Source organism: Kitasatospora sp. NPDC008050, assembly GCF_042957465.1.
Taxonomy (GTDB): domain Bacteria; phylum Actinomycetota; class Actinomycetes; order Streptomycetales; family Streptomycetaceae; genus Kitasatospora.
The window spans coordinates 480,124-507,112 of the sequence record NZ_JBIBIJ010000005.1; the positions used below are offsets into that span (position 1 = coordinate 480,124).

Genomic DNA, 26,989 nt, shown 5'->3' on the forward strand with positions numbered 1-26,989 from the left:
TCGGCGCCCTCGATCCGAGCCGGCCGCCGCCCTGCCCCGAGAGCGGCTGCACCCTCCAGGGCTGGGCTCAGGCATCGTGGACGACGCAAGGACCCCAGCCGACCCGCCGGCCGCCCCGGCCGGCGAGCCGGCCCCGGACGACGCCAAGGCCCGGCCGAAGACCGCGAAGAGCGAGCAGACCCGCGCGCTCATCCTGGAGACCGCGATGCGGCTGTTCCAGGAGCGCGGCTACGACAAGACCACCATGCGCGCCATCGCCGCCGAGGCAGGCGCCTCGGTCGGCAACGCGTACTACTACTACGAGGGCAAAGATGTATTGCTCAGATCCATTGAGACGTCGGCCACATGTCCTTGCTGCCACGGGGCCGGGGTAGTGCTGCCCGAGTGGGTAGAGGGGTGCGACACGGCAAGCAGCCGAGAACCCAGGCCAGACCAGTCCTGAGGGGCCTTGGGGTTCGGCCCGCCGTAGATCCACCAGTCCCCGTCAGGGACTTGTGGGTCGCGCGGGCCAGCCTCACACGGAATGCCCTGGGCCCTGATGAGTTCAACAGCTGTCTGTGCGTCAGAAGCGATCAGGAGGGCGGGCCAGTACTGCACTGCGGGGCACGGGGTCAGCTCAGACGAATGCCCCGCCCATGCGCCACGGAGGGGAGCACACGGACGGGGCGGTCTCAGCGGGTGGCCAGCAACAGGCCCAGGGCGGCCACCAGAACGGCGGCGGTCAGGGTGCACACCCAAACTGCGGCATGGGAGGACTTCCGGGGCCCCCGGTGGTAGCCGCTCACGGCTCGATCCTCCGGGCGTACACGTGATCTCCGATCGGACGGAATCCGTGCCGCTCCCACGCCTGTTGAAGCTTGGCCACGGCCTCTTCGTCCGGCCGCCGGACTTCCGGATCGTCGGACGTGTAGGAACACGGCTCGTCCGGCCCATGGTCGTGGATCGGTGCCGGGTAGCAGACGGCCACCGTTCCGGGGACGGCCAGCCGACGGAGGGCGGCGACGGCCAGGCGCATCCCCATCCCCTTGCCGCGCCACTCGTCCGTAACGTGGACCGACTCCAGCAAGAGCAGCAGCGGCGGCCTCATCTCCGCCAGCGCGGGGACCAGGCCGCCATCCTCGGTGAAGATCACGCGCGGGATGCGGTCAAGCAACCCGGGGTCCACCTCCAGGGCCGCGCGGGGGTTCGGGGTGACGCCGGGGATCACGCGGGTGATAACGGCCCCTCCGGCCTTCCGGTCGGCCCCGTTCTCGTAGAAGTGCGCTTGCCAGCGGTCGGCCTTCAATGACCAGCCCACGTCGGCGAAGTGGCGCGACTCGTACTGGATCACGAGACGGTCGTCAGTCATTGAAGCTCTCCCTTGCAGTGGGGGCAGCAGGCCCCTCACGGTGTGCGCCGTGAGGGGCCTGCCATTCTGTCAGCCCTTAGGGGCAGGGCTCGGGGGCGGCGGCGGCACCGGGTCGGGGTGAGGCTTCCCGGGGTGGATCGGCACGCCTACCGCCCTACTTCTGCGGAGCGGGCTGCGGCTCCGGGGCGGGGTTGCCCTGGTGCTTCGGCGGGGGCTTCTCGGCTCCCTTGTGCTTGGACTCGATGATGTCGATGGGCATGGGTGGTCCTCCTACTCGGTGTGCGTGGTCGTGTCGGAGTCGGGGGGCGGCATCGGGCCGGGGCCCGGCGGCCGGTTGGGGCCCGGGGTCGGCATCGTCATGCTGATGACTCCTCACACTGAGGTGAGCCGGTCACAGGCTGGTGGCCGGGTCGTGCGGTTGCGCTCCCCCGCACCGGCGGCCGTCCGGTGCGGGAGTTCCCGAGGGGGTGTTAGGACAACCCCTCGGACCCGCCGTGAGAACGGCATCACAGCGGGAGTCTGTGGCGGCCTGTCAGCAGGCCGGGGGTGTGCTGGGCTCGTCGGGCTCCGGGTCGTCGAAGACGAGTCGCCACTGCGAGGTGAGCACGGCAGTGCTCGCGCCGGTCGGCCGGGGCGGCTCGGCGGATCGCGCCCGCTTCCACCGCCGCGCGATCCGTGCCACCTGCTCCGAGGTCCTGCGCCGGTGATTGGCTCATACCGACGCCTCCCGGGCCGCCAGTCGCGCCGCCCGGTCGGAACGGGCCCGCGCCGCCTCCTGCTGGTCGCGGATCTTGACGCCAGCCGCCCTCAGCATGTGCACGAAGGTGTTGTGACCCAACCCGGTCCGCTTCCGCAGGGTCTGGATGCCCACCCCGTCGTTGTACCGGTTCACCAGGTCAGTCACGATCGCTTCCGTCAGCTCCATTTGCTGAATCTCCATGTAAGGGTTCTGAGTTGGCTCTGGTACCGGCCGCCCGACTCGCAGCCCGCACGAGCGGCCGGCACCTTCCCGGGACGGCCGGAGGAGGGGCCAGCCCGGGGCCCGCGCTGTCCATCCGAGACACCTCCCTTCGGGTCCGGACACTCCGGAGCGTGCCTGTCGCGCAGCCGACGGACGGCATCCATCTGCGCCTGGTTCCGGGCGTACCGGCAGGCCATCGCGTCCAAGTACTGGCAGGTGTCACAGGCGTTGGCCGTGGTGCCGGGCGGGCGCTCCGTATCGGTCACCAGACCTCCCGGGGGCGCGAGCACTCCCCCTCCTCCCGGTGCTGATGGCGCATCACGCGCACGTCGGTCAGCGCCGAGTCGTTCCTATAAGTCCCGGTCTCGTCCGAGCACCACGCTTGATCCGCCTTGATGTCCAGGCAGCGGCACACGTTGCAGTCGCGCGGCTCGGTCGGGGCCTCCTCGGGGGCCACACGGACGGTCTCAAGCAGCACGCCGCGCCACCCCCTCCCCGGCCCCGGCCCCGGCCGTGCAAGGGACCACGGCCCCGGTCGCGGCGTCCGGCTTCCGGGAGCGACCGCAAGCGGGGCAGACGAGAAGCCTCCCCCGCGCCGACAGCTCGGCCTGGCCCTTGAGGTACTCCTTCCGGAGCCGCTCGAAGGTCTCGGGGGCGGCCAGGGTCCGGTCCCGCCAGTCTCCCCGGGCCTTCACTGCCTGCCCCCTTCCTCCGAGCACCCCGGCCGCCCGCAGGCGCACGGGGGCAGCTCCGTCGAGGACCGGGCCCGCATCCGCCGGTCGGCCTCGGCGGGGTCGTAGTCGTCGAGCGGGTCCCAAGCCGGGGCGCGTCCGCGCTGCTCGGCCCGGTACTCGGCGAGGGTCCTGCGTTGCACGCCCGTCGTCATCTGCCCACTCCTCCCACTTGGTGGATACCAAGGTCCGGCAGCCGCCCGGGACGGTGGAACCTCGCGCAAAGGACACTTCGGGACGTCCCCCGTGCGGTAGAACGTCCCTAGCAAAGGCCCGGTGTCTGTGGGGAGACAATCGCGATGCCGAACGAGAGACTGAAGAGCGTTATGACGTCAGGCGGTTGGACGCACGCCGCCCTGGCGGAGAAGGCCGGCGTGGACACCAAGTCGGTTGAACGATGGGCCAACCAGAACAGGACGCCCCGGCTAGGGACTGCCCGCCTGGCTGCCGAAGCACTGGGAGAGGACATGTTCGCACTGTGGCCGAGCCTGCGGCAGCCGCGTGCCGCCCGCGCGATAAGCCCCGAACTGGTGGGACTGTACGAGCAGCGGGCCGACCTGCCGGTCTCCGTCTTCGTGGACCTGCTCGGCAAGGCCACAGAGCGGATCGACGTCCTGGTCTACGCGGCTGTCTTCCTCCACGAGGCGTACCCCCGACTCAACGACCTGCTCCGTGAACGCGCCGCCGAGGGCTGCTCAGTCCGGGTCGCCGTCGGTGACCCCGACAGCGAGAACGTCAGGCAGCGCGGCCAGGAGGAAAGGTTCGGCCACGGCATCGAGTCCCGTTGCAGACTCGCGCTCATGCACTACCGCCCCCTCGTCGGGACTCCCGGGATCGAGATCCGCACCCACTCCACGACGCTCTACAACAGCCTGTACCGAGCGGACGACCAACTACTCGTGAACGCGCACGTGTGGGGCGTCAACGCCTTCGGCGCACCGGTCTGGCACCTGCGGCGGACCGGCGCGGGGACGCTGTTCGACACCTATGCTGCGAGCTTCGACACGGTGTGGGACACCGCTCGACCGGTTGAGGAGAACTGATCACGTGGCACGAACCGAGTACTACGACGATCCCAACGCCCCCAAGCCGAACCGGGTCGTCGTCGCGGCATCCGCCGTCGTGACCGATGACGCGGGCCGCATCCTGCTGCAACGGCGAACCGACAATGGGCTGTACGCGTTGCCCGGCGGAACGATGGACCTCGGCGAGTCGCTGCCCGGGACGGCGGTGCGGGAAGTCCAGGAGGAGACCGGACTCGACGTGGAGATCACCGGCCTGGTCGGCACGTACACCGACCCCCGACACATCATCGCCTACTCCGACGGCGAGGTCCGCCAGCAGTTCAACGTGTGCTTCACCGCTCGCATCACAGGCGGAGAGCTGAGGATCTCCAACGAATCCACCGACCTCCAGTTCGTCTCCCCGACCGAGATCGAGAACCTTCCGATACACCACACACAGCGACTCCGGCTCCAGCACTTCCTGGAACACCGGCCGACTCCCTACCTCGGATAAGCACCCGGACAACGAAAAGCCCCCGCCCGACCCTCGAAGGGGCCAGGCGGGGGCAGTGAGCAACTCAACGACTCGGATAGGGCGCACGGTGCCACAGGCCCTGGCCGTCCTGCCAGAGACCCGCCGTGGCGGGTGGCAGGCATCTGCGGGCGCTGTAGGGGCCGGTGCGGTGCGCGTCGCCCGCACAGGTGCTGGCGAACGTCTCGTGACAGGCCGGGCAGTGCTCGGCGCGCTTGCCGGACCACTCCCGACCGCACGGCTGGTGGACGATGGTTCGGATGGGTATTTCCAGTGTTGTTGCCGCAGTGGGCGCTTGACGGCCTGATGGAGGAACGGGTGACCCGTTGGCCCCGGTCGGCTGCCTGGGTGGACTGCGCGGCGCCGTACCACGAGCTCGCCGCCCAGTTCTTCCGCACGGCGGCCGACCCGGACAGCGCGCTCAGCCCGTTCTCGAACGAGTCCCACCCCGCGCGGGAGACGGCCGTGCAGATCTTCCGCGAGGTGCTGGACGGGTCGGACCTCGGCCCGAAGATCGACCCCGAGCTGGACCAGCTGCTGCCCGACCTGCCCTGGCTGCACCTGATGGTCGTGGTCCTGTACTGGGTCTTCGACCGGACCGAGGAGACCGAGCGCACCCGAGCCTTCGTGCAGCGCTGCGCCCCCTTCGTCGCCAAGATCGTCAGCCTCTCGCGCTACCGGCTCTTCCGCCCGCTGGTCCGCGACGCCGTGGGCATGGTCGAGAACTTCGTGCTGCCCACCATCGGCAGGACCGCCCTCAGCAAGCCCGCCGCCACCACCCGCGAGCGCAAACGGCGCGGCTGGGGCCGAACCCCCGCGCCCGGCCGCGAGGGGCCGGATTCGGCAGCCGCGAGGGGCCGGAGTCAGAAGCTGTCCGGGTTCCAGGCCTTGAGCGGCGTGCCGAGCAGCCGGTCCAGGGCGAACGCGGCGCCCGGGCGCAGTTCCTCGACCAGCCCGGCGGCCGCGAGCCGGGCGGCGCGCTCGGCGCCGAGGTAGAGCGAGCCGAGTGCCCGGGCGTCCAGGGCGAGGTCCGCCCGGTCGGTGGTCCGCTCGGCCCGGCCCGTGCCCTCGGCGTCCGAGCTCAGCGCCCAGCGGCCCGCGGCGTACCCGGCCGGGTCGGTGACCTCCAGGACCACCCGGCCGGCTCCGGCGAGGCGGCGGGGCGCGAAGGCCGCCGGCACGTCCAGTACCCGCAGCCACATGAAGTCCGCGTCGTGCTCGCCCGGCCGGACCGCGCGCGGGTCCCGGAAGTAGAACGGCAGCGGGTCGTCGGGGGCGATGTTCTGCACCGCCAGCGTGCTGACCCAGTCCACCGAGCAGAGGTACCGCCACAGGCGCACCGCGGTCGGCCGGTCCAGGGCGAGGAAGTCCGTGACCGACAGGGTGCATTCGGGGTTTCCGGCGACCCAGGTGTCGTCCACCCGGTAGACCGCCAGCCCGGTGACGGTGCCGCCGGCGTCGCGGTGCACCACCGCGAAGGGTTCCTTCCAGTCGCTACCGGGCATCGGCGCTTCGCCGGTGAGCCCGCCCCAGTGGGCGTCGTCCCGGCAGATCGCCCCGGGCTGGCCGCGGCGCCACCGCTCGTGCAACTCCCGGCCGATCTTGCCGAGTTCGGCCATGCCGACCAGGTCGATCCGGCCGGGAGCAGGCTCGGTGGCACCATCGCCGTCGGTCGTCGGCAGGTCGGCGCGCAGGCCGCCGGCCCGCCGCAGGTCCACCCGCCAGCCGTGCGTGCGGGTGGCCGGGCCGAAGCCGAACCGGCCGTAGATGTTGTACTCGGCGGCGATCAGGATCGCCACCGCCTCCCCGCGCCCGCTCGCGGCCGCCAGCTCGTTCGTCATCATCCGTCTGAGCAGCCCGCGGCGGCGGTGGGTCTGGGTGACGGTCACGCCGGTGATCGCCGAGACCGGGAGCAACTGCCCACCGGGCAGCGTCAGCTCGTACGGCATGCTGCGGAAGGTGGCGACGCAGCGCTCCCCGTCGAAGGCGCCCTGGGTGCGCCCGGGGAAGTGCCGCAGCCGGCGGTACTCGGACGCCCCCGGCAGTCCGGGCCGCAGGAACCCGACGTTCACCGCGGAGCCCCACGCGCCCAGGTCGTCCTCGGTGACGGTCCGGATCTCGATCTCGTCCACCGGAGCGGCAGTGCCCTCGACAGCTGTGCTGGTCGTCATCCGCCCACGGTAGGACGCGAACGGCCCTTCCGGCACCCGGTTTTCCGGCAGCCGACGGCACCGCCGCTCAGCACCGTTGAGCACCGTTGAGCACCGCTCAGCGCCGCTCAGCACCGCTCAGCGCCGCGACGGGGCGGTGGTGACCGCGATGAGCAGCACCGCCAGCCCTCCGAGGACGGTCAGCACGTACCCGGCGCCCGGCAGCGTGCCCAGGGTGCCGAGCACCGCGACGCCGAGTGCCGAGCCCGACTGCCGGATTCCGTTGAGCGCCCCCTGGCCGGTGGCCGCGAGCTCCGGCGGCGCGGCGACGGCCATCTCCGCGGCGGCGCCGGGGATCGAGAGGGTCCCCGCCACGGCGAGCGCGAGTTCGGCCGCCACGAGCAGCGGGAACGGGACGTGCTGCCCGCCGCAGCAGGCCAGCAGCACACCGGCCAGCGCGGCGGCGGCCATCCCGGTCAGCAGCACCGGGCGAGCGCCGTACCTGGCCACCAGACGGCCGGTGAAGAACGGCATCACGCAGACCGGGAAGGTCAGCGGCAGCGAGGCCAGCCCCGCCCCGAGCGGCGAGCGCCCCTGGCCGTGCTGGAGCCAGACGTCGATCAGGTACATCCCACCGAAGAAGGCGAAGCAGGAGACCGCGGCGGCCAGCAGCGCGGATCGCACCCGGGGCAGCGCGAGCAGCGCGGGCGGCAGCAGCGGGGCGGCGACCCGGCGTTCCACCACGGCCAGGGCGGCGAGGCCGAGCAGCGCGAGGGCGATCGGTCCCCAGGCCTGCGGTGCGCCCCAGCCCTGGATGCCGGCCTCCACCAGGCCGAAGGTGAGCGCGCCGAGCGAGCCGGTGGACAGCAGCAGCCCGGGGCGGTCCAGCGCCCGGGTGGCCCGGGCGGGGACGGTCGGCAGCCGGCGGGCGAGGGCCACGGCGGCCAGCGCGATCGGCGGGTTGATCAGGAACACCAGCCGCCAGCCGCCGAGTTCGACCAGTCCGCCGCCCAGCACCGGGCCGATGGCGGCGCCCAGTCCGCTCACCGCGGCCCAGGCGCCGATCGCGCGGGTGCGGCGGATGGGGTCGGGGTTGAGCGCGATGAGCAGCGCGAGCGAGGCCGGCACCAGCCCCGCGCCGGCCGCACCGAGCAGTGCCCGCCCGGCGATCAGCAGTCCGACGCCGGGCGCGGCGGCGCAGAGCGCGGACAGCGCGGCGAAGGCGGCGAGCGCGCCGACGTAGACCCGGCGGGCACCCCAGCGGTCGGCGAACACACCGGCGGTGAGCAGCAGTCCGGCGAAGACGACGGTGTAGGCGTCCACCGCCCAGGGCAGCGCGGCGGCGGACGGGTGCAGCGAGCGCTGCACGTCGGGCACGGCGACGTTGAGGACCGAGGTGTCGAGCAGGACGAGCAGGTTGCCGATGGCGATGCCGGCGAAGGCCAGGCGCGAGCGGGCTGGTGAGCCGGTGTCAGGTGGGCGGACGGCGGTGCCGACGACAGTCTGGGTGGTCATGGCAGCAGGGTCTCCCCGCGGCCCACGGCCCGGCGACGCCGCAATATCGATAACCCCATCGGACCATCCGATGGATCATGGCATGCTGACGCCGTGGACACTCGCTACCTGCGCGCCTTCGTCGCCGTCGCCGACCACGGCGGGATCTCCGCCGCCGCCAAGGAGTTGGGGTACGCCCAGTCGAGTGTCAGCGCCCAGCTCAAACGTCTGGAGGCGGACCTGGGCGTGACCGTGCTGCTGCGCGCGGGGACCGGCGCCACCCTCACCGAGGCCGGGCAGCGACTGCTGCCGCACGCGCGCGAGGCACTGGAGCTGGCCGAGCGGATGCGCCGCGCCGCGCTCGGCGACCGGCCCCGGCTGCGGATCGGCGCCCAGGAGTCACTGGCCCACGCGTGGATGCCGGACGTGCTGGCGGCCTACGAGTACGGCTCGGCCGGCCCGGGCGCAGCCGCCCTGGTCGAGCTGACCGTCGGCCGCCGCAGTCAGCTCGACCAGTCCTTCGGCGCGGGCGAGTTGGACCTGGTCTTCCAGTACGACAACGGGATGCGGGCGCTGGGGCCGCACGCGGTGGTCGGCCACGACCGCACCCTGCTGGTCGCCTCCCCCCGCCACCCACTGGCCCGGCAGGAGTCGGTGACGCCCGATCAGCTGCTCGGCCAGGAGTTCATGGTCGTCGAGCCGAGCTGCACCTCGCAGATGCTGGTGGACCGCTTCGGCCGGGACCTGCTCGCCGGCATCCAACAGACGATGATCACCGGCTCGCTCGCCGCCCTGCTCCGGCTGGCCGGTCACGGGCGCGGCGTCACGCTGCTGCCCGAGCTGTCGGTCGCGCGGGAGCTGGCGGCCGGCGAGCTGGTGGCACTGCGGCTGGCCGAACCGATCCGTCCCGTCAGCATCGTGGCCCAGTGGCACCCCCGCCTGGGCCTGGCCGAACGGCCGCTGCACGCCCTGCTCGACCTGGCCCGCCGCGCCGACCCCCTCCCGCAGGACCCTCGCCGCGCGCAGGACCCGCACTGTGCGCGGGCCTGCTGAGAGCGCCTGCGACCAGGGGCCTCAGGGGCGGGCGTAGAAGTCGGGCCTGCCCATGATCCAGAGGCTGGCCTGCTTGATCGGGACGCCGGTGCGGGGGGCCTCGATGATCTGGTCGTCGCCGAGGTAGATGGCGACGTGGTAGATGTCGGCGGCGCGGCCGGTGTGGGTCCAGAAGACCAGGTCGCCGGGGCGCAGCTGGCCGTAGCTCACCGGCGTCGACTCGCTGTACTGGTCGGCGGCGAAGTGGGTCAGCCGCTTGCCGCCCTGCTGCCAGGCGAGCATGGTCAGCCCCGAGCAGTCGTAGCCCGCCGGGCCCTCGCCGCCCCAGATGTAGGGCAGGCCGATCTTGCTGCGGGCGAAGTCGAGCGCGGCCTGCGCACCGGACCCGCTCCAGGGCGCGCCGTCGGCGGCGCCGCCCGACGCACCGCCGGGCGCGGCAGCGGCGCCGGGATCGGCGCTCGGGGCGGCGGGGGCCGGCCGCGGCGCGGACTGCTGGGCCTGAGCCTGAGCCTCGGCCTGAGCCTGCGCCTGCGCCTGCGCAGCGGCCGCGGCCTCGGCCTTGGCGGCCGCCTCGGCCTGCTGGGCGGCGATCGCGTCCAGCGCGTCCTGGCGCCGGCGTTCGAGCTCCACCGTGGTGTCGCGGGCGGCGGCCAGCTCGACCAGCAGCTGCTCGCGCTGCTGGTCGAGCTGGGTGACCAGCTGCTGCTGGGCCGTCAGCCGCTCCTGCGCCCGGCCCTTGGCCGCCTGGACGGCCTCGGCGGCCTGCTGCGCCTCGCCGGTGGCGTGCTGCGCGGCGCGCGCGGCCTCGGCGGCAGCCTTGGCGGTGCCGGTGGCGGCGTCCAGGATCTGCCGGCTGCTGCGGCCCGCGGCGCCGACCACGACGGCCTGCTCGCCGGCCGCGCGCGGGCCCCCGGCGCCCAGCAGGGCGTTGACCGCGGTGAGTTCGGGACTGGCGCCGAGCCGGTAGCTGGCGGCGGCCAGGCTCGCCGCGCTCTCGGCGGCATCGATCCTGGCCGCCTCGGCGGCCGCCGCCCGCGTGGTGGCCGCGCCGGCTTCGCCGCGGGCCCTGGCGAGCTTGACCTGGGCGCCGTCGTAGGCCTCGACCGCCTGCTCGGCCTCCCGGCCGGCCTGCTCCAGTTCGGCCTTGGCCCCGGTCAGCCGGTCCTCGATCGCCGTGGCGGCGGCGGCCCGGCGGTCGGACTCGGCCTTGGCGTCCGCGATCGACCCGGTGGACGGGTAGGGCACACCGTCGGGTGCCGGTGCCTCGTCGGCCACCGCACGTACGGGTGCGGCGGCGGTCGCGGTGGTGAGCTCCGGTGGCGCGAGCGGGCCGGCGAGGGCGGTCAGGGTCAGCAGCAGGACGGTCAGGAATCTGCGCGCCACCAAGGAGCCCTCACCATTCGACGATCAGCGAATATCCCATCACGTGACAATTCAGTCACCCGACGTAATATTCTCAAATCCCCCCGATGCTCCCCGCCAGCTCCGTGCCGCCGAGCGGGTGAGCGGACCTGACAACCCCTCACCTGACGTCGGATCAGCCGACGCCCGGGGCGGGAGGCACCGGATCAGGGCGTGCGGCGGCGCGGTCCCCGGCCGAGGTGGGACCGGGCGCGGCCCGCCTGCACCGTGCGCCGGCGCTGGTCGGCGCCGCGCTCGGGGGGCTCGGCCGGCCGGGCCGCTCGGGTGGCCTCCAGGTGTGCGGCGGCTCGGGCCGCCATCGCCTCCGCCATCCGGTGGGTGGCGGTGTGGTGGGCGGGGACCTTGTCCGGGGCGCCGGCGATCAGGTCGAAGAACCAGGTCTTGGCCCGCTCCGCGCGGGCGTGCAGCACGCGCTCGCGGCGCCAGGCGCGGGCCTGGCGCCGGGGCCGCTCGGGATAGCGCCAGCGCGCCCACGGGCTGGCGGGGCGGGCCAGCCGGATCGCGCCGATCCAGGACAGGCCGGGCACCATGATGCCGAGCAGCCCGGTCCACAGCTTGCCCTTGAACAGGGCGATGACCGACATCAGGGCGTTGACCGAGATCACCGCGACCAGTCCCCACCGCCCGGAGCCGTCCGAGCCGCTCTGCCCGGGCACCACGCTGAGCGGCACGGAGCCGGTCAGCAGCAGCGCGGTCAGCAGGATGCCGAGGATCACCGCGTCCACCGACTTGCGGCCCTGCGCGCTCCAGTAGACGTCCTCCAGGTGCAGGATCAGCGCGAACTCGTCCAGCACCAGACCGCAGCCGATCCCGAAGAGCAGCCCGAACCAGTCGATCCACGGGTGCCCGCCGTTGGTGGCGAACACTCCGATGCCGGCCACCAGCAGGCAGCCGACGCCGAAGACCATGTGGTGGATGTGCAGCCCGCCGGGCGTGATGTTCCCCGGCCACCAGCGGACCTTGGCCCGGATCATCCGGACGCTGACCCGGATCAGCAGGAAGGAGCTGATGAAGCCGACCAGCAGCAGGAAGAGCGGCTGCTTGTGGGCGGCGACGATGTGCTCGCGGTATCCCACCACCAGGCCGGCGATCTGCATGGGCGGTACGTCCTCGGGGCTTCCTTGGCACTTGCTTCGGTACGACGGCGCTTGCTTCGGTACGACGGCGCTTGCTTCGGTAGACGTGCGGTGACCCTGCTAACGCCCGGTCAGAAGCCGCGGGTACGTTTCGCCGCCCGTCGTGGTCCGGTCAGGTACGGCACCAGCCGGCCCTCGGCGCCCGCGAGCGTGCCGACCCCCGGCACCTTCATGAACAGCCGGGCCACCTCGCCGCCCAGGTTCACCCCGATCGCCAGCGCCATCGCGATGGCGGCCGCCCGGCTGATCGAGACCAGCCCCGCGGACGGGTGGCCCTGGGCGAAGGAGAGCATGCCGAGGTAGAGCGCGGATCCGGGCATCAGCGGGCCGAGCGCCGCGGTGACGTAGGGCAGCGCGGAGGCGTACCGGAAGCGGGCCATCAGCTGGCCGAAGAGGCCGACCAGGCCGGCGGCTATGCCGGTGGCGACGATCGGCGAGATCTGCGCGTTGTAGGCGAGCACCCCGTAGACGGTCCAGCCGATGCCGCTGTTGAAGGTGACCAGGGCCAGGGTGCGCCGGCTGGTCTGCAGCAGCATCGCGAAGAAGAGGGTGAGCAGCATCGCCGCGACCAGCTGGATCGGCGGGTTGTAGATGCCGCTGAGCGACTCGGAAGGCCGCAGCTGCGCGTCGTAGCTGACCCCGGCGTAGAGCACCAGCATCACGCCGATCACGATGCCCGCGACCAGGTAGACGACTTCCAGCAGCCGGGCCGCCGCGGTGATGTAGAAGCCGGTCAGGCCGTCCTGGACGGCGGCCACCAGGGCGCGCCCGGGCAGCAGGGCGAACAGGCCACCGGTGATCACCACCGAGCCGCGCAGCGAGGAGCTGTTGAGCGACAGGATGATGCCGCAGACCGCGGCGGGCATCGCGGCCAGCACGAACTGGTAGAACTCCGGCAGGCCGCGGCGGGCCACCATGATGGCCAGCCGGTCGCCGATGATCGCGGCGACCACGGCGTTGAGGAAGACCAGCCAGGCCTTGGCGTCGATCCGGCCGCCGACCAGGAAGGTGGCCGCACCGGCCAGCAGGCCGGCGGTGAGCGTGAGCAGCCAGGTGGGGTAGGGGTGCCGGTTGCGGCGGATCACGGCCAGGCGCCGGTAGGCGTCGTTGACCGTGATCTTCTCGGCCGTGATGTCCGCGACCAGCCGGTACACCGAGGCCAGCCGGGTGTAGTCGGAGGTGCGCCGCCGCACCACCCGGGCCGCGGTGACCGGGGCCTCGACCAGCGAGGGCTGGTAGGAGATGGAGATCAGGGTGAAAGTCACCTGCGGTTCGCAGCGGTCCAGCCGGTAGGCGTGGCTGACGCCGAGCATCGCGGCCTCGACGTCCTCCGCGCTCTCGCCGCTGGCCAGCAGCAGCTCGCCGATGCGCAGGGTCAGGTCGAGGATCCGCGGCACGTTGCGGGCGGTGGCCTCGGACTTGGCCTCGCGCGGGGTGCGCTCGTAGGCGGGCCGCTCGGACATCGGGGTGCGCAGCAGCGTGCGCATCCGGTCCGGCCAGGGCGCGATGCCGGGGGCGCCCTGACGCAGCGTCGGGATGGTGCCGCTGGGCGGGTTGTAGCCGACGGCGCGCCAGACCTCGGGGGTGAGCGTGTCCTCGGAGCCGCCGCCCAGCTCGGCGAAGGCGGCGAACTCGTCGGGGTACTCCGACTCGGCGGTCTCCTCGGATGCCGCGTCCTGCGCCGCCGCACGCTCGGGCGCGGGGGTCTCGGCGACGGGCCCGAGCAGCCCCTCGGTCTCCTGCGGCAGCGGCGCCAGCGGGATCAGCTGCACCTGGTCGGCGGGCGGGGCGGGGTTGGCCAGCAGGCCCTCGGTGGGCGGTGCCATGGGGGCGCCTCCCGGCCGGGGGCCGGGGGCGGGCGGGACGGGCTGCGGCGCGGCCTCGGCCCGGCCCTCGCGCCTGCCGCTCGCCCGGTCGCCGCCGTTCCCGCCCCGGTTCGCGCTCTTCCCGCCGCGGGCGCTCCTGCTGCCGCCCGGTCGGCCCCGCTTAGGCACTGCCGCTCCTCACCGCCCCGGGGTGGCACCGCCACCGTCCGTGATCTTCGCCTCCACCTTGCCCGATGCCGGGTCAGGACGCATGTGTACAAGTCGCCCAGACAGGTCGGGAAGGTTCCGAACAAGCAGACGATACGTCGAGCCGGCTGCCGGGCACAGCACGCGGTCCGCAGGTCAGCGGCTCAGCGGGCGCGGTGACGTCCACCGCTGCCGGTCAGCGGGCGGTCGGCGAGGGCCGCACCGGGCGCTCCGGCCTCGCCGTCGCGGCGCCCGGGGCGTCGGCGGGCCCGCAGGATCTCCACGGCGACCGGCAGCACCGAGACCAGCACGACGCCGACCAGGATCAGTTCGATGTGTTCGCGCACGAAGGCGATCCGGCCCAGGTAGTAGCCGAGCACCGTGACCCCGCCGCCCCAGAGCAGGCCGCCGATCAGGTTGTAGAGCGCGAAGACGCGGTAGTTCATCCGCCCGACCCCGGCCACGATCGGGGTGAAGGTGCGCACGATCGGCACGAACCTGGCCAGCACGATCGCCTTGGGCCCGTGCCGCTCGAAGAAGGCGCCGGCCTTGCTGACGTTCTCCCGCTTGAAGAGCCGTGACTCGGGGCGGTTGAAGAGCGTGGGGCCGACCCGCCGTCCGAACAGGTAGCCGATCTGGTCGCCGGCCACCGCCGCGGTGACCACCAGCAGGCAGACCAGCCAGAGCGGCTGACTCAGGTACTGCCCGTGCGCGACCAGCAGGCCGGTGGTGAAGAGCAGCGAGTCCCCGGGCAGGAAGAAGCCGATCAGCAGGCCGGACTCGGCGAAGACCACCAGCACGATGCCGAGCGGCCCGAAGGTCGAGATGAGATGGGTCGGATCGAGCCAGGCCGGCCCGAGGGCGAGGCTGTTCACGTGGGGCGCTCCGGGTGGTCTCGGGGGCTCACGTCAGCGGTCCGGGCGCGGGGACGGCCAACCGGACTGCCAATGCGTCGGCCATCACAGGGTAAAGCATTGGCAAAGAACGAGGACAAAAGGGTGGCCGCACCGGCCGGCGCCGGTGCGGCCACCGCCGGGATCACAGGCCGTAGCGGCTGACGATCTCCTCATGGCGGACCGGGTCCGCGCCGGCCGCCTTGGCCAGCTCCAGCCAGCTGAGCGGGTGCGCCCAGGGCGCGGTCAGCCGGGTGAGCAGCGCGTCCGCCTCGGCGGCCGCGGCGGTCGGCGGCACACCGAGGGCGGCGTAGATGCCGGGCAGCTCGGCCTCCTCGTCGGCCGGATCGGTGATCGCGTACTGCTCCCCGCTGTACGCCCACAACCCGTACCCGGCCTCGTGCAGCGCCTCGCGCAGCACGCCCCAGGCATCCGGACCGGGCCAGGCGCCGTCCAGGAAGTAGCTGGTGTAGCCGGCCGGGTCGAGCAGCGTGAGCAGCTCGAAGGTCGGCCGCCAGCGGGCCTGCTCCTCCTCGCTCGCGTCCTCGGCCGGAGCGGGCTCCAGCAGGGCGGGCGCGAAGACCACCACGTCGTGGTGGTTGAGCGGGATGTCCTCGCCCAGCACCGGCAGGATCCGCGCGGTGGCCGGCCCGGTCCGCACGGCCGGCAGGTCGGTGGTCGCCCCGTTGGCGCGCCGGGCCCGGATGGTGACCAGCTGCCACTCCTCCTCGACCGGGCCCTCGGGCTCGTCGAACTCGATGCCGAGCCGGGCGCCGGCCTCGCGCACCGCCGCCCAGTCCCGGTTGGCGGTGGCGGCGGTGATCAGGTGCCAGAGGTCGGCGGGCTGGACGGTGCGGTACTGCTGCTCGGGTGCGGTGCCCTCGACCGGCAGGGCGTGCACCAGCAGGTCCTGGTAGAGCCGCTGGGCGCGGTCGTGCTCACCCAGTTCGGTGGCCGCGGCGCCGGCCAGCCGGCGCGGGTTGATCCGGTCCGGCTCCAGCGCCAGCAGCGCCTCGCAGCTCTCCAGCGCCTCGGCCCAGCGGCTCTCGGCCGCCGCCCAGCGGGCCCGGATCCAGTGCGCGTCGGACGGCTGCGCGAGCGCCAGCCGGTCGGCCAGCCGGCGAAGGCCGGCGTCGTCGCGGGCCTCGATCAGCACCGAGGTGAGCATGCCGATCAGGTCCTGATGGCCCGGGTCGCGCTCCAGCCGGGCCCAGAGCAGGGCGGCGGAGGACTGCTCGTGCCCCAGCGAGGCGAGCAGACCGGCCAGGTGGAGCAGCAGGTCGGTGGCGGCAGCGGGCTGCGCGGCAGCGGCCGGCTCGCCGTCGAGCGCGGCCCAGGCCGCGGCCAGCAGATCGAGGTCCGCCTCCACGGACGCCTCGGCGGCCTGCGCCGCGGAGCGCTCGCCCAGCAGGCGCGGCAGTTCGGCCGGGGCCACCGGCAGCGCGGGCACCGGCAGGGCGGCGGCGGCCGCGCGCAGCTCGGCGAGCGGCCCGGCCACCGTGTCGGTGCGGCGCAGCAGGGCGAGCTTGCGCTCGCCGGTGGCCGCCAGCGCCAGCGCGACCTCGCGCGCCCCGCGGCCGACCGCGAGCCGTCCGGCGATCAGCGCCAGGTCCAGGCACGGGCGGTGCGAGCCGGCCGCGTCCAGATAGGAGACCCAGTGGGCGAGCCGGACGCCGAGGCCGGCGTCGTTCGGGTACCGGTCGGCGGCCACCAGTTGCTCGACCGCCTCGGCCCAGCGGTGCCGGATGTCGGCGTAGCCCTCGGCCTGCGCCACCGGCGGCAGCTGCGCCAGCGCCTCCTCGTGGCGGCCGAGCGCGGCCAGCGCGCGGGCCCGGATCACGCCGAGCTTGCGGTGGTCGTCCTCGTCCAGCACCTGGCGGGCGGCGGTGTGGGCCTGCACGGCGGCGTCGAGCGCCGCGAGCGCCTCCGGGTAGCGGCCGAGCTTGTGCAGCGCGCCGGCCCTGGCCTGGCCGAAGGAGAGCGAGACGCGCTCGCCGGCCGCCTGGATCCGGGTCTGCGCCCGGTCCAGGTGGGCGAGCGCGGCCTCGGCCCGGCCGTCGTCCTCCAGGGTGTCGGCGTACTCGCGCGAGAGGCAGTCGAAGCAGGCGCGGGCCGGCTCGACCCGCTCCAGCACCTCCTCCAGCACGGCGAGCCGCTCGGGGACGTAGCCGGGGCCGTCGATGTTGGCGTGGCAGATGGTGAAGTCCTGCACGGCACAGACCGACTGCGGGCAGCTCGCGGTCTCCTCCCGGTGCGCGAACTCCAGCAGCGAGACCGCCTCGGTCATCGCCTGTTCGCCCTGGTGCCGCTTGTTCAGCAGGTTCTGCAGCCGCCAGTGCCGCAGGAAGACCTCCACCCAGGGCAGGCCGAGCGCGCGGGCCGAGGCGAGCGCCTCCGGGTACATCGCGTCCAGCTGCTCGTTGCGCCCGTCGACCGCGTACCCGGCGATCTCGACCAGCGCGGTGGCCAGCCGGTGCTGGCCGGCCTCGACCAGCTGCTCGTGGGTGTCGTGGACCCAGCCCCAGACATCGGTGGTCATCAGGCACCCTCCCCCAACTCGTTGTGCGACCCGCTGTCCGGCGAACCGTCGTCCCGTGCGCCGTCGTCCCGTGCGCCGTCGTCCCGTGCGCCGTCGTCGAGGAGTCTGTCGAGCCCCGCCGACAGCCCCTCCGCCGGGGGCGCGGTCAGCGCGGCCACCGCCGTGCCCACCCCGGCCAGCGCCGCCCCCAGGTCGCCGCCGGCCGAGCCGGTGGCACCCGTCGCCGCCATGATCACCTTGATCGAGCGGAGCAGGGCCGCCGCCGTGGTGCTGCCGGTGTGGCCGGCCCGGTAGGCCCGCAGCAGGTCCTGGACGGCGGGCGAGGCGGTGTTCAGATAGAGCCTGGCCCGCACCGCGCCGTCGGTGCGGGCGGTGAAGGCCCGCGCCAGGCGCAGCGCCGCCGAGGGGATCCGGGCGTCCGCCTGGTCGTCCTCGATCCGCGCCTTCAGCTCCGCCTCCCGGTCGGGCACCAGCACCAGGGGCAGGCCCGGCGGTTCGAACCTGGCCGGCACCAACTGCTCGCCCCGGTCGGCCAGTGCGGCCGAAAGCCAGCCCAACTCATCGGCGGTCAGCGGCTGTTCGGGGTCGCGGAACAGCTCGCGGTTGCCGTCCGCGCTACCCAGCTCCACGATCCGGCAGTCGCGCAGCTGCGCGTAGCGGCGCAGGAACGGCAGGACGGCGTACCGGTCGCCGCGCGCGATCGGCACCCGCATCGCCCGGTAGAGCATCTCCTCGAAGCCGCCGCCGGAACCGAGCGCGACGTGCACCGCGCCCTGCCCCGCCGCGCGCAGCGCGCCGGCGGTCAGGTCGCCCTGCGAGGTGGGCACCGGGACGTCGTCGGCGAGCAGCGTGAACAGGCGCTCGTCGCAGAGCGCGGCACCGAGCAGGTCCTGCCCGTGCCGGGCCAGGATCCGGCGCCAGGCGGCCGGGTGCAGCCGGGCCGTCTCGTACAGGCCGTTGACGATCGCGTCGGTCAGCGCCTGCTGGAGCGCCCGGTAGTGCTCGTCGCGCTGCAGGTCCTCGCGACTGGCGGTGGGGGTCAGGCGGTTGGACTCGACCACGCCGCCGATGAACCCGGCCCAGCTGGGCAGCAGGTCGCGGGCGTCGTCGGCGAGCAGCATGCCGCGCAGGTAGACGGCCAGGTCGCGGTTGTCGCTGCTGCCGTAGGTGGCGCCGTCCTGCACCCAGAGCAGGCCGATCGCCTCGGTGGCGCCCTGGGCCGACTCGAAGGGGAAGGCCGTCAGCGGCTCGAACCGGCGCCCGAAGGCGGTGGCGAACTCCATCCGGGCCGCGTGCAGGCGGCCCGGCGGGATCGGCGGGACCTGTTCGCGCCAGGGCACCTGGATGCCGTTGACCGGCTGCTCGTCGTCGCCGACGTGCACCGGGACGCTCAGCAGCACGCAGTAGCGGCCCAGCACCTCGCGCAGCGCGCCCTCGTCGGCCAGGTGCGCGTGCTCGGGTTTGAGGCTCAGCTCGACCACCGTGCCCGGCCGCGGCCGGGCGGGGACCGGTTCGACGCTGTACTGCTCGCCGCCGCGGCTGCGGTAGCGGTGGCCGAGGGCCGGTTCTCGGTGCGAGGTGGTGGTGACGGTGACCTCCTCGGCCACCGAGAAGGCGGAGAGGAAGCCGAGCCCGAAGGCGCCGATCAGCTCCTCGTTGCCGGTGACCTCGCGCAGCAGCCGGGTGTAGCCGGTGCCGACGGTGGCCAGGTAGGCGTGGATCTCCGGTTCGGTCAGGCCGGCACCGGTGTCCTCGATCGCCAGGGTCCGGGTGGCGGCATCGGCCCGCACCCGGATCAGCGGCCGGTGACCGGCCGCGCCCTGCGGGTCCTCCAGGCGGCGGCGGGTGTGCGAGTCGTGCGCGTTCTGCACCAGCTCGCGCAGCGCGACCAGGGGCGTGGAGTAGAGATGGGTGGCGAGGACGCTCACCAGGCCACCGAGATCGACCTCGGTGGTGCGCAGGTTCTCCTGACCTTCAGACATGAGGCCCCAGTCTGCCAGTCTGACAATCATGCGACCACCGGTTTCCCGGTGGCCGAACGGGCCTGCGACAGCCGCCCCCGTGCCGCCTTCACTGCCAGCTTTAGCGGCGATCAAACCTGTTTCGGTCGAATTGCGCCCCAGATGACCCCATTGAGCGAATCGCCCCCGATTCACTGGCGTCCGACCGGAGTACGGCGTGATCCTGATCAGGCGACGTCAGTCAACCGGCGCACCGGGGCGGCCACCCCGAAGACGCCAACTCGCAGCAGTACCCGTACTCCTAGGGAGACCATCGTGTCCCGTACCCGTGCCATCACCGCCGCCACCGCTCTCGGCGCCTTCCTCCTCCTCGGCATCGGCAGTGCGCAGGCCGACAACGGCGCCGCCTCCGACAACGGCTCCAACAGCAGCGTCGTGAGCAACTGGGGCTCCGGCAACGTGCTCGGCAGCGTGACCGGCAACGGCAACTCCTCGCAGCAGACCGCCACCGGCTCCGGCGGCAGCAACCAGAACAACACCAACGCGGTGGCCGGCAACTCCGGTGTGGTCGGCGCCGAGCAGGGCAACGTCAACTTCCTGCACGCGGTGCACTACGCGCCTGCCGCCGGCTGACCTGGCGTCAGTTCGTCAGCTGCTGACTGAGGGGTGGGCCCGGCTGCGGGCCCACCCTCGCGGGCGTTCGGGACTCCTCGCCGCCCACCCGCAGACCCAGCACCACACAGGCCAACTCGTCCAGCCGCGGCGCGAGTTCGGCACCCGTGGCAGACGAGCTGTTTCGCACCCCGTCGTTGACCAGGGCGAACATCGCGTGCACCCGGATCCGGGCCTCGGCCTTGTCGTAGCCGGGGTGGACCTGGCGCAGCAGCTCCACCCAGATCCGCAGGAAGTCCCGGCGGAAATCCAGCGCCGCCTTGCGGTCCGGTGCGGCCAGCCGCTCGGTCTCGCTCACCATCGCGCCCAGGTAGTGGCGGTGCCGGCGGGCGAAGGCGGTGTAGGCGCGCAGCCCCTCGGCCAGCCGCTGCGCCGGTTCGCCCGCGGCCAGCAGCACCGCCACCACCTCGTGCCCGAGCCGCTCGCGGCAGCGCACCAGCGCCGCGGCCAGCAGGTCGGTCTTGGCCGGGAAGTGCTTGTAGAGGCTCGGCCCCGCGATACCGACCGCGGCGCCCAGCCGGTCGGTGCTGACGTTGTCGAAGCCGCGCTCGTCGAACAGCCGCACCGCCGCGGCCAGCAGCTCCTCGCGGCGGCCGGGCGGGCCGCTCTCGGGCGGGCGGCCCGGCGGCACCGGGTGGGGCGAGCCGGGTGAGGCGGTGAGCAGGCCGAGCAGCAGGTCGGTCAGCAGCCGCTCGAAGCGCCGGCGCGGCGGCGCGAAGGTGTGGTACGACAGGCTGCCGGCCGCCGAGAGCGCCGACCAGACCAGCAACTCGGCCCGGCCCCGGTCGAGTTCCGGGCGTGCGGCGGTCAGCCGCCGACCTGCCGCATCGACGCAGGAGCGCAACGAGCGGCGCAGCTCGGCCCGTTGGGCGGGCGGCAGCAGCCGGGCGTCGCGCTGCCACAGGGTGGCCAGGGTGCGCTGGTCCAGCGCCACCTGGGCCAGCGCGGCGGCCAGCGCGGCCGGCCCGTCGGCCGCCGCCCCCTGCGCCGGCCCCTGCGGCAGCCCGTCCGGCGGCCCTTCCGTCGGTCCCTCCGGCAGCTTCGCCAGCGCGGCCGCGAGCTCCGCGAGTCCACCGCACACGGACTGGCGCAGCAGCTCGGGCTTGCCCCGGTAGTGCCGGTAGAGCGCGGGCGCGGTGATCCCGACGGCGGCGGCCACCTCGGCCATCGCCACCTGGTGGTAGCCGCGCCGGTGGAACTGCTCGGCGGCCACCGCGAGGATCTGCGTGCGCCGCCCGCGCGGACGGCGGCCCGGCCCGGTCTCGTCCCGTCCCATCCGCCCTCCTTCGACCTCGCCTCACCGGCGCCGCCGCTCCTGGCCGCGCCCGGCTAGCAATGATTCACATAAGGACCTGATAGGTCCACCACCACAACGGGAATAAGCATGGCAGTCCGGGGCGCGCCGACTCTGGACAGGAAAGCTACTGGCGATTAACTTATCGATCGATCAACCTGGCACCCGAGAGCGCTGGGTTGTGGCCCCGCCGGCCCCGGATCCCCCACACCGGGGCCGCCGGAGCCGCCCCCATCGATCGCGAGGCCCGCCGTGCAGGCCGGTCCCGCGAGCCACCCGTGCGAAGGGAGCGCCGTCGTGCGCCGCACTGTGTACAACGAGGACCACGAGGCGTTCCGGAGCACCATCCGGGACTTCATCGCCAAGGAGGTCGTCCCGGTCTACGAGAGCTGGGAGGCCGAGGGCCACCCGCCGCGCTCCTTCTACAACAAGCTCGGTGACCTGGGCGTCTTCGGCATCGAGGTGCCGGAGGAGTTCGGCGGCGCGGGCGAGACCGGCTTCAAGTACCAGGCGGTGATCACCGAGGAGGTGGCCCGCGCGGGTGTGAGCTTCGGCTCCTCGGGCGTGCACACCGGCCTGGTGCTGCCCTACCTGCTGGAGTACGCCAACGAGGAGCAGAAGCAGCGCTGGCTGCCCGGCTTCGTCTCCGGCGAGATCATGACCGCGATCGCGATGACCGAGCCGGGCGCCGGCTCCGACCTCGCGGGCATCACCACCACCGCCAAGCTCTCCGAGGACGGCACCCACTACGTCCTCAACGGCGCGAAGACCTTCATCACCGGCGGCGCGCTGGCCGACCTGGTGCTCGTGGTCGCCCGCACCAGCCCGTACGACCCGGCCAACCGCCGGGCCGGCCTGTCGATCCTCTGCGTGGACACCACCTCCGAGGGCTACTCGGTGGGCCGCAAGCTGCACAAGATCGGCCTGCGCACCTCCGACACCGCCGAGCTGGCCTTCAGCGACGTCAAGGTGCCGGTCGCCGACCTGCTCGGCGAGGAGGGCAAGGCGTTCTCCTACCTGACCCACAACCTGGTGCAGGAGCGCCTGGCGATCGCGGTCGGCGGCTACGCCGCGGCCGCCGCGGCGGTCAACTTCGCGCTGCAGTACGTCAAGGACCGCAAGGTCTTCGGCCAGGCGGTGGCGGAGTTCCAGAACACCAAGTTCGTGCTGGCCGACTGCAAGACCCAGGTCACCGCGATGCAGGTGTTCGTGGACCAGGCCCTGGAGCTGTACCAGAACGGCGAGTTGACGGTGGCGGACGCCGCCGAGGCGAAGCTGTTCTGCACCGAGGCGGCCTCCGAGGTGATCGACAAGTGCCTGCAGCTGCACGGCGGCTACGGCTACATCCTGGAGTACCCGATCGCGCGCCTCTACACCGACAACCGGGTTTTCCGGATCTACGGCGGCACCAGCGAGGTCATGAAGACCATCATCGCCAAGTCGCTGGGCCTGTGACGTCGGGCCGGTAAACACCGGCCCGACGGGCAGGATCGGCCGGCGGGCCTCCCCCTTATGGTGGGAGGCCCGCCGGCCGTTTCCAAGGACGCCCATGACCACGCCCGCCCAGCCCAGCAGCTCGCTCGCCGCCATGGCCCAGGTGCGGGCGGCGCTCTCGGCCCCCGGCGCCCCGTTCGCCGCCGTCGAGACCCCGCACGGGCCGCGTTACGCGGGCGGGCCGGCGGTGCTGCGCGACTTCCTGGAGAGCACCCGGATCCACGGCGAGCGCCCCTTCCTGGTGCTGGACGGGCGCGCCTGCGGCTACGCCGAGCACTACGCGGCCGCCGCCGCCCTCGCCCACCGCTGCCTGGAACGGTACGGGCTGCGCCCCGGCGACCGGGTGGCGATCGCGATGCGCAACCTGCCCGAGTGGCAGATCGCCTTCTGGGCCACGCAGTTGGCCGGCCTGATCGCCGTGCCGCTGAACGCCTGGTGGACGGCCGAGGAGCTGGCCTACGCGCTGGACGACTGCGAGCCCGCCCTGGTGGTGGCCGACCCGGAACGGGCCGAGCGGATCGCGGGGTGGCTGACGACGCGCGGCGCGAGCGGCCCGCGGCCGTGGCTGTTGACCGTGGGAGTGCCCGCGGGGGCAACGACGGGGGCGATGGACGCGCCCCGGGTCGAGCGGTTCGAGGAACTGCCGCCCCCGGCGGACGGCGTGACGGCCCCCGGGGTGGCGATCTCGGCCGAGGACGACGCCACCATCATGTACACCTCCGGCACCACCGGCCGCCCCAAGGGCGTGGTCGCCACCCAGTCCGCCTGGTGCGGCGCCGTCCTGCACCCGCGGTTCTTCGTGGCCGGCGCCCACCTGGCCGCCGGGCGCGACCTCACCAAGCTCCCGCCCCAGACCGTGCTGCTGACCTACCCGTTCTTCCACGTGGCCGCCTTCAGCACGCTCTTCCCGCTGATGGCCGCCGGCGGCACCGCCGTGCTGATGCGCAAGTGGGACGCCGAGTCCGCGCTGGAGCTGATCGCCGGGCACCGGGCCACCGGCTACAGCGGGGTCCCGACCACCGCGCTGGACCTGCTGGACGCCGCCGACCGCCGCGGGCTCGCGCTGGACAGCCTGGCCGGGCTCAGCACCGGTGGGGCCCCGGCGCCGCCCGCGCTGGCCCGGCGGATCCACCGGCAGTTCGACGGGCGGGTCGAGGCCCGCAACGGCTACGGCCTCACCGAGGTCTGCGGCGGCGTGATCGCCAACGTCGGCGCCCGCTACCTGGAGTGCCCCGAGAGCATCGGGCTGCCCGCCCCCGCGGTGCGGGTGCGGATCGCCGGCCCGGACGGCGCCGGGCTGCCGGACGGCGAGGTGGGCGAGCTGTGGCTGCGCGGGCAGTCGGTGTTCCGTGGCTACTGGCGCCGCCCCGAGGCCACCGCGGCCGCCTTCAGCGGCGACTGGTTCCGCACCGGCGACCTGGCGTACCGGCGCGACGGCGAGCTCTACGTGGTCGACCGGCTCAAGGACATGGTGATCCGCGGCGGCGAGAACGTGTACTGCGGCGAGGTCGAAGGGGTGCTGCTGGACCACCCGGCGGTCGCGGAGGCGGCGGTGCTCGGCCTGCCGCACCCGGCCCTCGGCGAGGAGGTGGCCGCGGTGGTCCGGCTGCACCCGGGCGCGAGCGCGGCCGCCGAGGAGCTGCGGCGGCACGTCGGGGCCCGGCTGGCGGCGTTCAAGGTGCCGGCGCAGCTGGTCTTCCGGCACGAGCCGCTGCCGCGCAACGCGACCGGCAAGCTCGTCAAGGGCGAGCTGCGGGCAGAACTGAGCGAGGAGTAGGACCCGCAAGCCCTGCTCCTCGCTCAGAGGCCCCGGCCGGTCAGTTCAGCTGCGCCCCGTCCGGCACCGAGGCCGTGCGCCAGGCGTCCAGGCCCGCCTGCGAGGCCGCCCTGGCCTGCTGCAGGGCCCGGGCCGCCCGCTCGCCGGGCGAGGTCTCGAACTGCTGGACCCAGCTGCGCCCGGCGGTGGCCAGCGCCACCCCGACCAGCGCCGTCCCCAGCAGCCCGGCCGCCGCACCGATGCCGCCGAGCAGCAGGCCTGCGCCGAGCAGCCGCCGGTTGACCGGAAACGCACTGTTGATCTTCTGAAAGGTCGCCATACGACCCACCCTCGGGGCGCCTGCCACCCCCCGCACGCCGAACGGGTCCGACCGAGCGTCAGACGGCGGGCGCGGACGGCGCGAGCACGCTGCCCGCGAGTACTTGGAGCCCGCGGTACAGGTCCTGCCCGGTCGGCACCCGGTCCGGCGCGATGAGCCACTGCACCGCGACCCCGGCCAGCAGCGCCTGCAGGAAGGCGCCGCGGCTGTGCTCCTCCTCGGTGTCCGGCACCTCGGCCTTGCCCTGGAAGAGCGCGGAGAGCCCGAGCCGGGCGTCCCCCTGGGCCTCGCCCAGCGCCTTGGCGATCTCCGGCAGGTGGTCGACCTGCGCGATCGCCTCGAACTGCGCCTTCCACAGGCCGCGGCTCTCCGCGAAGGTACCGAGCACCCGGTCCCAGCTGGCCACGAAGCGCTCCTCGGGAGTCAGCTCCAGCCCGGCCGTCTCGGCCGGCGCCGCGCCCAGCGTCTCGCCCCAGTCGCCCATGGCCTCGATCAGCACGATGTTGAGCAGCGCGTCCTTGGAGCCGAAGTGGTAGCCGATCGCGGCCAGGCTCACGCCGGAGGCCGCCGCGATGTCCCGCGCGGTGGTGCGGCCGTAGCCCTTCTCGGACAGGCAGCGCTTGGCGCCGGCCAGCAGTTCCTCCCGGTTTCCCATGGTCCGCATGGTACTGCGCTCTCAGACATCTGTCTTGGTCATCCGTCTCGAACATTCGTCTTGCACATATGTACTAGCCACATGTCTGACACGCTCGCACCCGCCCTTCCCACGACCGCAAACCAACGGCCTCGCCGGCCCACTCGGCGCACGAGCTGCTGACGGCCCGCCAGTCGGCCTTCACCGACGGCCTGCACCTGGCAGCCCGGTCTCCCCCCTGCCTCCCCCGTGTGGTCCGGACCACACGGCGGGGACGGGCTTCGAACATGCTGGCGTCACCGCCTCTTTGACCACCGTTTCCCGAGCGGTGTATACGTTCCGCCGCGAGGCCAGGCATACTGGCAAGGGCCGAGCGACCCCGCCCGGCTCTGTCACAGCGAGAAAACCGAAGGGACCGGTGGTCAGGGATGTTCCGCAACGGTCTGGAGCCCTGGCACCTCCTCGTGGTGCTGGCTGTAGTCATCCTGCTGTTCGGCTCGAAGAAGCTGCCGGAGATGGCTCGCGGCCTGGGCAAGTCGATGCGCATCCTGAAGGCCGAGACCAAGGCGATGCGCGAGGAGGACACGCCCGGCGGTGACAACACCACGGCGAACTCCACCGAGCAGCCGCGCCCCGCGGTGGCGCCGGTCAACGTCACCAAGGCTGACGAGACCACCAGCACCAACACCACCGCCTGAGCTGTGTAGCGCGCGAACTTCCGAAGCCCCTGACAGGCCGTTTGACGACGGCGTGTCAGGGGCTTCGACGTGCGGCCGGTGCCTGCTGGATCTTGCCGGGCCTGCCTGCCCGACGGCGTCCGGTCAGGCGCCGTCGCTGCGGACCAGCCCGGCCCGGTAGGCGTAGCGGACGGCCTGCGCCCGATCCCGCGCGCCGGTCTTGGCGAAGATGCGGTTGACGTGGGTCTTGACCGTCGCCTGGCCGAGGTAGAGCCGCTCGGCGATCTCCCGGTTGGACAGGCCGGCCGCGATCAGCACCAGCACCTCGCGCTCGCGCTCGGTGAGCCCGTCGTCCTGAGTCGCGGCGGCCAGGGCGGCCGGGGCGGTGGGGGCGGCCGGGGCGGCGGGCCGGCCGGGCGCTGAGGCGGCATCAGCGACAGGCAGCGACGGGGCGCCGCCGATGGCGGCAGCGACCAGGCGCTGCTGGACCACCGGATCCATGAAGGTCTGCCCGGCGTGCACGGCCCGGATGCCCTCCTCGATCCGGTCCGAGCCGGCGTCCTTGGTCAGATAGCCCTTGGCGCCGGCCCGCAGCGCGGGGAAGATCGAGGCGTCGTCGGCGTAGGTGGTGAGCACCAGGACGGGCGTGCCGGGCAGCTGTTCGGCCAGCGCGGCGGTGGCGGCGATGCCGTCCAGCACCGGCATCGAGAGGTCCATCAGGACCACGTCCGGCCGGTGCTCCAGGACGGCCGCGACCGCCTCCTCGCCGTTGGCGGCCAGCGCGACCACCTCCATGCCCTCGTTCAGGCCGATCAGCAGGGCCAGGCCCTCGCGGGTGACGCGCTGGTCGTCGGCGATCACCAGGCGGATCATCTCGGGCTCCTCG

24 protein-coding genes and 2 pseudogenes are annotated in these 26,989 nt (G+C 73.4%); 9 read left to right on the forward strand and 17 right to left on the reverse strand.

Annotation, left to right across the window (positions count from 1 at the left end; all coding sequences use genetic code 11):
* Nucleotides 1-76 precede the first annotated feature (76 nt).
* Nucleotides 77-325: pseudogene (locus ACFZB9_RS13655) on the forward strand (helix-turn-helix domain-containing protein); the annotation flags it as partial.
* A 456-nt stretch (nucleotides 326-781) separates the two neighbouring features.
* Here ACFZB9_RS13655 and ACFZB9_RS13660 read toward each other — a convergent pair.
* The 5 genes from ACFZB9_RS13660 to ACFZB9_RS13680 form a co-directional block, all read right to left on the reverse strand.
* Complete coding sequence (locus tag ACFZB9_RS13660) at nucleotides 782-1,348, reverse strand: hypothetical protein (protein ID WP_391446657.1); 567 nt, start codon at nucleotides 1,346-1,348, stop codon at nucleotides 782-784.
* 532 nt (nucleotides 1,349-1,880) lie between these two features.
* A complete protein-coding gene (locus ACFZB9_RS13665; protein WP_391446659.1) occupies nucleotides 1,881-2,030 on the reverse strand; it encodes a hypothetical protein in 150 nt (49 codons plus the stop codon).
* A gap of 30 nt (nucleotides 2,031-2,060) precedes the next feature.
* Nucleotides 2,061-2,252: a hypothetical protein gene (locus tag ACFZB9_RS13670; RefSeq protein ID WP_391446661.1), complete on the reverse strand. Its 192-nt coding sequence runs from the start codon at nucleotides 2,250-2,252 to the stop codon at nucleotides 2,061-2,063.
* Between the two features lie 319 nt (nucleotides 2,253-2,571).
* The gene (locus tag ACFZB9_RS13675; protein WP_391446662.1) at nucleotides 2,572-2,787 is read right to left on the reverse strand and encodes a hypothetical protein; all 216 of its coding nucleotides are present in this window, start codon (nucleotides 2,785-2,787) and stop codon (nucleotides 2,572-2,574) included.
* A 213-nt stretch (nucleotides 2,788-3,000) separates the two neighbouring features.
* On the reverse strand, nucleotides 3,001-3,195 hold the full coding sequence (locus tag ACFZB9_RS13680) for a hypothetical protein (protein WP_391446664.1): 195 nt from the start codon (nucleotides 3,193-3,195) through the stop codon (nucleotides 3,001-3,003).
* A 144-nt stretch (nucleotides 3,196-3,339) separates the two neighbouring features.
* On the opposite strand from ACFZB9_RS13680, the gene ACFZB9_RS13685 reads away from it, so the two are divergent.
* The 3 genes and pseudogenes from ACFZB9_RS13685 to ACFZB9_RS13695 form a co-directional block, all read left to right on the forward strand.
* Nucleotides 3,340-4,083 carry a helix-turn-helix domain-containing protein gene (locus tag ACFZB9_RS13685; protein ID WP_391446665.1) on the forward strand — a complete coding sequence of 248 codons (744 nt, stop codon included), beginning with the start codon at nucleotides 3,340-3,342 and terminating at the stop codon, nucleotides 4,081-4,083.
* Between the two features lie 4 nt (nucleotides 4,084-4,087).
* The gene (locus tag ACFZB9_RS13690; RefSeq protein ID WP_391446667.1) at nucleotides 4,088-4,558 is read left to right on the forward strand and encodes an NUDIX domain-containing protein; all 471 of its coding nucleotides are present in this window, start codon (nucleotides 4,088-4,090) and stop codon (nucleotides 4,556-4,558) included.
* Between the two features lie 324 nt (nucleotides 4,559-4,882).
* A pseudogene (locus ACFZB9_RS13695) lies at nucleotides 4,883-5,251 on the forward strand (TetR family transcriptional regulator C-terminal domain-containing protein); the annotation flags it as partial.
* A 188-nt stretch (nucleotides 5,252-5,439) separates the two neighbouring features.
* Here ACFZB9_RS13695 and ACFZB9_RS13700 read toward each other — a convergent pair.
* Together ACFZB9_RS13700 and ACFZB9_RS13705 are read right to left on the reverse strand one after the other, a co-directional pair.
* Nucleotides 5,440-6,747 carry a GNAT family N-acetyltransferase gene (locus ACFZB9_RS13700; RefSeq protein WP_391446669.1) on the reverse strand — a complete coding sequence of 436 codons (1,308 nt, stop codon included), beginning with the start codon at nucleotides 6,745-6,747 and terminating at the stop codon, nucleotides 5,440-5,442.
* A gap of 117 nt (nucleotides 6,748-6,864) precedes the next feature.
* On the reverse strand, nucleotides 6,865-8,241 hold the full coding sequence (locus ACFZB9_RS13705; RefSeq protein WP_391446671.1) for an MFS transporter: 1,377 nt from the start codon (nucleotides 8,239-8,241) through the stop codon (nucleotides 6,865-6,867).
* 93 nt (nucleotides 8,242-8,334) lie between these two features.
* On the opposite strand from ACFZB9_RS13705, the gene ACFZB9_RS13710 reads away from it, so the two are divergent.
* The gene (locus tag ACFZB9_RS13710; RefSeq protein ID WP_391446673.1) at nucleotides 8,335-9,273 is read left to right on the forward strand and encodes a LysR family transcriptional regulator; all 939 of its coding nucleotides are present in this window, start codon (nucleotides 8,335-8,337) and stop codon (nucleotides 9,271-9,273) included.
* A 21-nt stretch (nucleotides 9,274-9,294) separates the two neighbouring features.
* Here ACFZB9_RS13710 and ACFZB9_RS13715 read toward each other — a convergent pair whose 3' ends face one another.
* The 6 genes from ACFZB9_RS13715 to ACFZB9_RS13740 all read right to left on the reverse strand — a co-directional run bounded on the left by ACFZB9_RS13715 (nucleotide 9,295) and on the right by ACFZB9_RS13740 (nucleotide 19,257).
* Nucleotides 9,295-10,656, reverse strand: a complete 1,362-nt coding sequence (locus tag ACFZB9_RS13715; RefSeq protein WP_391446775.1) for a C40 family peptidase — start codon at nucleotides 10,654-10,656, stop codon at nucleotides 9,295-9,297.
* 185 nt (nucleotides 10,657-10,841) lie between these two features.
* Entirely contained in the window at nucleotides 10,842-11,792 is a 951-nt protein-coding gene (locus ACFZB9_RS13720) for a hypothetical protein (RefSeq protein ID WP_391446675.1), read from the reverse strand.
* A 110-nt stretch (nucleotides 11,793-11,902) separates the two neighbouring features.
* Complete coding sequence (locus ACFZB9_RS13725; RefSeq protein ID WP_391446677.1) at nucleotides 11,903-13,657, reverse strand: threonine/serine exporter ThrE family protein; 1,755 nt, start codon at nucleotides 13,655-13,657, stop codon at nucleotides 11,903-11,905.
* A 350-nt stretch (nucleotides 13,658-14,007) separates the two neighbouring features.
* Nucleotides 14,008-14,718 (reverse strand): DedA family protein, encoded by a 711-nt coding sequence (locus tag ACFZB9_RS13730; protein ID WP_391446679.1) that lies wholly within the window; start codon nucleotides 14,716-14,718, stop codon nucleotides 14,008-14,010.
* 163 nt (nucleotides 14,719-14,881) lie between these two features.
* The gene (locus ACFZB9_RS13735; RefSeq protein WP_391446681.1) at nucleotides 14,882-17,275 is read right to left on the reverse strand and encodes a hypothetical protein; all 2,394 of its coding nucleotides are present in this window, start codon (nucleotides 17,273-17,275) and stop codon (nucleotides 14,882-14,884) included.
* On the reverse strand, nucleotides 17,275-19,257 hold the full coding sequence (locus ACFZB9_RS13740) for an ATP-binding protein (protein WP_391446683.1): 1,983 nt from the start codon (nucleotides 19,255-19,257) through the stop codon (nucleotides 17,275-17,277). The genes ACFZB9_RS13735 and ACFZB9_RS13740 overlap by 1 nt, the downstream gene beginning before the upstream one ends.
* Nucleotides 19,258-19,551: 294 nt before the next feature.
* On the opposite strand from ACFZB9_RS13740, the gene ACFZB9_RS13745 reads away from it, so the two are divergent.
* Complete coding sequence (locus ACFZB9_RS13745) at nucleotides 19,552-19,869, forward strand: hypothetical protein (RefSeq protein WP_391446685.1); 318 nt, start codon at nucleotides 19,552-19,554, stop codon at nucleotides 19,867-19,869.
* Nucleotides 19,870-19,876: 7 nt separating this feature from the next.
* Here ACFZB9_RS13745 and ACFZB9_RS13750 read toward each other — a convergent pair whose 3' ends face one another.
* Nucleotides 19,877-21,184: a TetR/AcrR family transcriptional regulator gene (locus tag ACFZB9_RS13750; protein WP_391446687.1), complete on the reverse strand. Its 1,308-nt coding sequence runs from the start codon at nucleotides 21,182-21,184 to the stop codon at nucleotides 19,877-19,879.
* 315 nt (nucleotides 21,185-21,499) lie between these two features.
* Here ACFZB9_RS13750 and ACFZB9_RS13755 point away from each other — a divergent pair, with 315 nt between their 5' ends.
* Both ACFZB9_RS13755 and ACFZB9_RS13760 read left to right on the forward strand, forming a co-directional pair.
* On the forward strand, nucleotides 21,500-22,657 hold the full coding sequence (locus tag ACFZB9_RS13755; protein WP_391446689.1) for an acyl-CoA dehydrogenase family protein: 1,158 nt from the start codon (nucleotides 21,500-21,502) through the stop codon (nucleotides 22,655-22,657).
* Between the two features lie 94 nt (nucleotides 22,658-22,751).
* Nucleotides 22,752-24,473 carry a class I adenylate-forming enzyme family protein gene (locus ACFZB9_RS13760; protein WP_391446691.1) on the forward strand — a complete coding sequence of 574 codons (1,722 nt, stop codon included), beginning with the start codon at nucleotides 22,752-22,754 and terminating at the stop codon, nucleotides 24,471-24,473.
* Nucleotides 24,474-24,513: 40 nt separating this feature from the next.
* Here ACFZB9_RS13760 and ACFZB9_RS13765 read toward each other — a convergent pair whose 3' ends face one another.
* On the reverse strand, nucleotides 24,514-24,792 hold the full coding sequence (locus ACFZB9_RS13765; RefSeq protein ID WP_391446693.1) for a hypothetical protein: 279 nt from the start codon (nucleotides 24,790-24,792) through the stop codon (nucleotides 24,514-24,516).
* 58 nt (nucleotides 24,793-24,850) lie between these two features.
* Nucleotides 24,851-25,447 (reverse strand): TetR/AcrR family transcriptional regulator, encoded by a 597-nt coding sequence (locus ACFZB9_RS13770; protein WP_391446695.1) that lies wholly within the window; start codon nucleotides 25,445-25,447, stop codon nucleotides 24,851-24,853.
* Between the two features lie 407 nt (nucleotides 25,448-25,854).
* On the opposite strand from ACFZB9_RS13770, the gene tatA reads away from it, so the two are divergent.
* The gene (tatA, locus tag ACFZB9_RS13775; protein ID WP_391446697.1) at nucleotides 25,855-26,124 is read left to right on the forward strand and encodes a Sec-independent protein translocase subunit TatA; all 270 of its coding nucleotides are present in this window, start codon (nucleotides 25,855-25,857) and stop codon (nucleotides 26,122-26,124) included.
* A 123-nt stretch (nucleotides 26,125-26,247) separates the two neighbouring features.
* Here tatA and ACFZB9_RS13780 read toward each other — a convergent pair whose 3' ends face one another.
* Nucleotides 26,248-26,976, reverse strand: coding sequence for a response regulator (locus tag ACFZB9_RS13780; protein ID WP_391446777.1), 729 nt, complete (start codon nucleotides 26,974-26,976; stop codon nucleotides 26,248-26,250).
* Nucleotides 26,977-26,989: the final 13 nt, after the last annotated feature.